The following is a 5531-nucleotide window of genomic DNA, read 5'->3' as shown; positions in this document are numbered from 1 at the left end:
CGTCGGCGGCACCACCATCATCCGCCACACCCATTATTCCCTGACCGTCACCAAGGCCCGAAGGCTGGCGTGCTGGGTCGCCTGGAACGTCGATGGCGGCCAGATCAAACTGCTCAGCCGCCGCGGTCTCAAATTCACGCTCGACCCGCTGGTCGACGCGAAATGGCAGATCGACGATGCGCTCTATGTCGCCAACCGGCTGGACCGCGGCCACATCGCCCGCCGCCAGGACCTGGTGTGGGGGCCGCTGGAGGAGGCGGCGCGGGCCAACCGCGACTCTTTCTACTTCACCAACATCGCGCCGCAGCACGAGGCCTACAACCAGTCCGGCCTGAAGGGCCTGTGGGGCCTGTTGGAGAACGCGATCCTGGAGGAGGTGGAGGTCGAGCAGCTGCGTGTGTCGGTGCTGGGCGGCCCGGTGTTCCGCGACGACGACCCGGTCTATCGCGGCGTGCCGATCCCGCGCGATTTCTGGAAGATCGTCAGCTATGTCGAGGCCGGCACGCTGAAGGCCAAGGCTTTCCTGCTGACCCAGGACGACCTGTTGAACCGGATCGAGGCGCTGGGGCTCGAGCAGTTCCGGCTGTACCAGCTGCCGATCACGACGCTGGAAAGCCGCACCGGGCTGGATTTCGGCGACCTCAAATCCGCCGACGACCGGTCGGTGCCGGCGCCGCGCAGCCGCCGCGCGATCAAGGCGGTGCCCGACGTGACCGTGATCGAGTCCCTGGACGATATCGTGCTGTAACCGTTCCGGGGGTCGCGGCCGGCGGCGGGAGGGGCTATGCTGCGCCTCCCGTCCCGAATGCTGGTCCAGGAGCACGCATGGCCTCGCTTCGCGTCACGCTGATCCCCGTCCTCAAGGACAACTACGCCTATCTGCTGGAGGATGATTCGACCGGCATGGTCGGCATCGTCGACCCGGGCGAAGCCGACCCGGTGGCCGCGAAGCTGGAGGCCAAGGGCGGCCGTCTCGACTGGATCCTGAACACCCATCATCACGGCGACCATGTCGGCGGCAACCACGAGCTGGCGAAGCGCTACGGCGCGTCGATCGTCGGCCCGGCGGCGGAAGCGCAGCGCATCCCCGACCTCGACCGCGGCGTGGCCGAAGGCGACCACGTCATGGTCGGCGCCGCCCGCGGCTCGGTGATCGCGGTGCCGGGCCACACCGCCGGCCACATCGCCTTCTGGTTCGAGGACGCAAACGTCCTGTTCTGCGGCGATACGCTGTTTGCGCTGGGCTGCGGCCGGCTACTGGAAGGCACGCCGGACCAGATGTGGTCGAGCCTGCTGAAGCTGCGCGCGTTGCCGGACACGACCCGGATCTATTGCGGCCACGAATACACCCAGTCGAACGCCCGCTTTGCGCTCAGCATCGACCCGGCCAATCCGGTGCTGCAGGCCTATGCCGAGGACATCGACGACGCCCGCGCCAGCCAGGCGCCGACCATCCCGGCCCAGCTCGGCCGCGAGAAGCTGGCCAACCCATTCCTGCGCGCCGATGTGGCGGCGCTGCAGGCGGCGGTCGGCATGGCGGGGGCCGACCCCGTCGCCGTCTTCGCCGAGATCCGCGGCCGCAAGGACCGCTTCTGACCCATCCGAACCGGCCGCCGGTACCATCTTCGTCCATGCGGGCGGGGGTGGGCTGCGCGGTTCCAGCCCAGGACGACCCCATGCAGCTTCTGTACAGCCCGTTCTCGCCCTTCGCCCGCAAGGTGCGGATCGCCGCCTTCGAAATCGGCCTGCAGGACCGGATCGAGGTGGTGCCCATGAGCACCGAAGATCCGGCCAGCGGCCTGTCGGGGCACAATCCGCTGAACAAGATCCCGGTGCTGGAGACCGAGATCGGGCCGCTCTACGACAGCCCGGTGATCTGCGAATACCTCGACGCGCTGCATGACGGGCCGAAGCTGTTCCCGGCGCCCGGCCCCGACCGTTGGCGCGCGCTGCGCTGGCAGGCCCTGGCCGACGGGCTGCAGGATGCGGCGCTGCTGATCCGCTACGAGGCCTCGCTGCGCCCGGAAGAGCGGCAGCACCCGCCCTATGTCGAGCGCCAGAAGGCCAAGATCCTGCGGGCGCTGGCGCGGATGGAGGCCGATGTGGCCGAACTCGACGGGCCGGTGACCATCGGCCAGGTCGCCGTCGCCGCCGGCCTCGGCTATCTCGACCTGCGCTTCGGCGACTGGCGCTGGCGCGACGGGCATCCCAAGCTGGCCGCCTGGCACGCCGTCTTCGCCGCCCGGCCGTCCTACGCCACGACCGAGGTCAAGGCGTGAGCGGGGCGACGATGACGCCGCAGGAAATCATCGCCAAGCTCGGCATGAAGCCGCATCCGGAAGGCGGGCATTACGTCGAGCTGTGGCGCGACCCGCCGCCGGAGGGCGGCCGCGGCCGGGCCTCGCTCATCCATTTCCTGCTGCAGGCGGGCGAGGTGTCGCACTGGCACGCGGTCGATGCGCCGGAGATCTGGATCTGGCAGGCCGGCGCGCCGCTGGCGCTGGCGATCGCCGAGACCGGCCAGGCCGGCGAGACGGTCCGGCTCGGCCCCGATCTGTTGGCCGATGATCGCTTCCAGGCCGTGGTGCCGGAAGGCCATTGGCAGGCGGCGCGCAGCCTGGGCGACTGGACCCTGGTCAGCTGCGTCGTCGCCCCCGCCTTCCGCTTCGAAGGCTTCACCCTGGCGGCGCCCGGCTGGGATCCGCAGCAGGGCTGATGGGCGGCCAGGTCCCGGCCGGCCGCCGCTACTGCTGCAGGCCGGGATAGGCCCAGATGCCGGCGGTGCGCATCAGGTCGCGATAGACCACCAGCCGCTCGTCCGGGCCGACCTTCGCCGCTTCGTCCAGCGACGGCGCGTCGAGCGCGATCGCCGGCACCACCGGCAGCGTCAGCCCGTATTGCGCCAGCGCCTCCTCGACCACCACGCGGGCCCGGCGCATATGGCTGGAACTGGTCACCAGGATCACCGCGTCGCCGCCATGACGCTTGATCAGCGAGGCGGCGTTCAGGCCGTTGCCGACGGTGTCCTTGGCCTTGTCCTCGCCGATGATGCGGTCGCGGTCGACGCCCTGTTCGACCAGCCAGCGGGTCATCAGGTCGGCCTCGGTCACCCCGGCCTGAGGCTGGCCGCCGCTGACGATCAGCCGTGCCGCCGGGTTGGCCTGGGCGACCTGCAGGGCAATGCCCAGCCTATCCAGCAGCGGCTTCTCCATGGTGCCGTCCTTGGCCAGGGCATAGCCCAGGACCAGGATGACCGGCTTGCCCGGCAAAGCGGGGATCGCCGTGGTCGGCGGCTCGGCCAGGATCGCCTCGGCGCGGGCGAAGCGGGCGCGGTACTGCTGCGCCTGGGCACGGTCGAGGCCGGCCAGCGCGATGTCGGCCAGGGCCGTTGCGTCGGCATCGCCGCGCACCCGGGCCAGCGCCGCCAGCCAGGCATAGGCGTCGATCGCCCGCGGATCGTGCCGGGTGATCTCGCGATAGCTGTCCTCGGCCTCGGGGATCCTCTTCTGGATCACCTGGGTGGAGGCGACGGCGTAGCGGAAATCCAGCCGTTCCGGCGCCAGGGTCGAGGCCTCGGTGAAGGCCTGCTCGACCACGTCGTAGCGGCCGTGCAGGGTGATACCCTTGAACACCTCCGCCTCGGCCTTCTTCACGTCGCCGCCGGACCAGTAGTATTGCATGCCGGTCTCGACCAGCGTCCTGATGCGGGCGTCCGTCGCATCGTCGTAGCCGAGGGCGGGGGTGGCCAGGGCGCCCAGCAGGGCCAGGCCGCAGGCGACGCGTCGCATCATGGTGGTGTCCGTTTCGTAAAGCCTTCCCGTGGGTGGTTCATACGATAGATTCCCCGCCGGGAGAATCAGGCATGTCCGACATCCGTTTATCGATCCGACCGGCCCGCGCCGGCGACCAGCAGGCCCTGGTCCGCATTCTCCTGCGCTGCTGGGATGCCGCCTTCGCGCCGCACCTGACGCCAGAGGTGACGGCGCGCTACCACGCCGAGGGCATCGCCGAACGCTTCGTGGCCAGGGAGCTGGACACCATCATCGTCGCCGAAGCGGGCGGGGTGGTGATCGGCCTGACCCACAGTCAGGACGGGTTGATCACCGCGCTGCAGGTTGATCCCGGCCGCTGGGGCCGCGGCGTCGGCCAGGCGCTGCTGGCCGCGGCAGAAGGGCAGGTCGCCAGCGGCGGCCATGCCGCGGCGTGGCTCGAAGTCGATGATTTCAACGCCCGGGCCCAGGCGCTGTATCGCGCCGCCGGCTACACCGAGACCGGGCGGCGGCCGGACACGGAATACCCGTCCGGCACCTACGTGCTGACGATGCGCAAGCTGCTGCCGGTCAAGCTGCGGCCGTGGCGGACGCGGGACCGGGCCGCCGGGCTGGCGTTGTTCGACAGCAACGTGCCGCGCTTCTTCGCGGCGAAGGAGCGGCGGGATTTCACCGATTTCGTCGACCATCTGCGCGGCCCTTATTTCGTGCTCGAGAATGCGGCGGGTGAGATGGTCGGCTGCGGCGGCTACCAGCGGGCCGATGGCGATCCGTCGGTGGTGGTGCTGTGCTGGGGCATGGTGCGCGCCGACCGCCATCGCAGTGGGCTGGGCACGCGCCTGCTGACCGAACGGCTCGACCGCATCGCGGATGAGCCGCGCTACCGCCTGGTGACGATCGAGACGTCGCAGCACAGCCGCGGCTTCTTCGCCCGCCACGGCTTCGTCGAGACCCGGTATGTGTCCGACGGCTACGCCCGTGGCATGGATCTGGTGGAGATGGTGCTGAACCTGGACGGCTACCGGCGGTCCCGCCGGCGCTGACGCGGCCTCTCAGCGGTCGAGCAGGAACACGACATAGCCCCTGAACCACGGGTTGGCGGCCAGGTCGTCCGGCGCCTCGTACTCGCCCCGCTGCACCAGGCCGATGCGGAAGGGCAGGGTCAGCCGGCCCAGCCGGGCCAGATAGGCGCGGTAATTCGGGATGGTGTGGCGGCCCTGGTAGGTCTGCACCACCACCTCGTCGACCACGTCGCGCAACTGGTTGATGGTGTCGGCGTCGCCATTGCTGCCCCAGTCCATCAGCCCGGTGATGCTCAAGCGGTACTCCGCCGGCAGCCGGCCGCGCAGGTCGCGCAGGAAGGCGGCGTAGTCCTGCAGGTGGCGGGTGCGGGCGTCGAAGTCGATCTGGATGCCGACCACCGGGTTGCCGGCCTCGCGCCAGCGCCGGGCCTGGGACAGGATAGTGGCCAGGATCTCCGGCGGCCAGCGCAGCGTGTGGGCGCGATAGGCCAGCCAGACCTCGCCCTGGCGCAGCCGCGGGATGGCGATGCCCTGGGCGATCATCCGCACCCTGCCGTTGCGGCGCGGCTGTTCGATCTGGCCCTGCAGCACATACAGCGTCCGCGCCTGGGCCAGCACCGGCTGCGGCACCACCCCGGCCCACAGCCAGAAGGCGTCATGCGCCGCGGCGTCGACGGCGGTGGCGGCGGCCGGCCCCGGCGCCAGTGCTGCGGCCACCAGGGCCAGCGCCGCCAGCAGC

At 70.5% G+C, this 5531-nt stretch carries 7 protein-coding genes; 5 read left to right on the top strand and 2 right to left on the bottom strand.

The annotated features are described in order from the left end of the window. The 4 genes from AC3XYG_RS19200 to AC3XYG_RS19185 form a co-directional block, all read left to right on the top strand. The coding region (locus AC3XYG_RS19200; protein ID WP_489141464.1) for a DNA/RNA non-specific endonuclease at positions 1 to 748 on the top strand (748 nt) is incomplete at its 5' end. 77 nt (positions 749 to 825) lie between these two features. Then, entirely contained in the window at positions 826 to 1596 is a 771-nt protein-coding gene (gene gloB, locus AC3XYG_RS19195) for a hydroxyacylglutathione hydrolase (protein ID WP_489141463.1), read from the top strand. An 80-nt stretch (positions 1597 to 1676) separates the two neighbouring features. Next, complete coding sequence (locus AC3XYG_RS19190; RefSeq protein ID WP_489141462.1) at positions 1677 to 2279, top strand: glutathione S-transferase; 603 nt, start codon at positions 1677 to 1679, stop codon at positions 2277 to 2279. Further along, a complete protein-coding gene (locus AC3XYG_RS19185) occupies positions 2276 to 2716 on the top strand; it encodes a cupin domain-containing protein (protein ID WP_489141461.1) in 441 nt (146 codons plus the stop codon). The genes AC3XYG_RS19190 and AC3XYG_RS19185 overlap by 4 nt, the downstream gene beginning before the upstream one ends. 28 nt (positions 2717 to 2744) lie before the next feature. Here AC3XYG_RS19185 and AC3XYG_RS19180 read toward each other — a convergent pair whose 3' ends face one another. Next, positions 2745 to 3791 (bottom strand): YdcF family protein, encoded by a 1047-nt coding sequence (locus AC3XYG_RS19180; RefSeq protein ID WP_489141460.1) that lies wholly within the window; start codon positions 3789 to 3791, stop codon positions 2745 to 2747. 71 nt (positions 3792 to 3862) lie between these two features. Here AC3XYG_RS19180 and AC3XYG_RS19175 point away from each other — a divergent pair, with 71 nt between their 5' ends. After that, a complete protein-coding gene (locus tag AC3XYG_RS19175) occupies positions 3863 to 4813 on the top strand; it encodes a GNAT family N-acetyltransferase (RefSeq protein ID WP_489141459.1) in 951 nt (316 codons plus the stop codon). A gap of 9 nt (positions 4814 to 4822) precedes the next feature. Here the strand turns inward: AC3XYG_RS19175 and AC3XYG_RS19170 are convergent. Then, the coding region (locus AC3XYG_RS19170; RefSeq protein WP_489141458.1) for a DUF3142 domain-containing protein at positions 4823 to 5531 on the bottom strand (709 nt) is incomplete at its 5' end.

It is taken from the genome of Inquilinus sp., from assembly GCF_057815775.1.
This window is presented reverse-complemented; position numbering and strand designations above follow the sequence as displayed.

Excerpts from the sequence above, each read along its gene's own strand:
- gloB (WP_489141463.1), top strand. The coding sequence starts at position 826 with ATGGCCTCGCTTCGCGTCACGCTGATCCCCGTCCTCAAGGACAACTAC.
- AC3XYG_RS19190 (WP_489141462.1), top strand. The coding sequence starts at position 1,677 with ATGCAGCTTCTGTACAGCCCGTTCTCGCCCTTCGCCCGCAAGGTGCGG.
- AC3XYG_RS19180 (WP_489141460.1), bottom strand. The coding sequence starts at position 3,791 with ATGATGCGACGCGTCGCCTGCGGCCTGGCCCTGCTGGGCGCCCTGGCC.
- AC3XYG_RS19175 (WP_489141459.1), top strand. The coding sequence starts at position 3,863 with ATGTCCGACATCCGTTTATCGATCCGACCGGCCCGCGCCGGCGACCAG.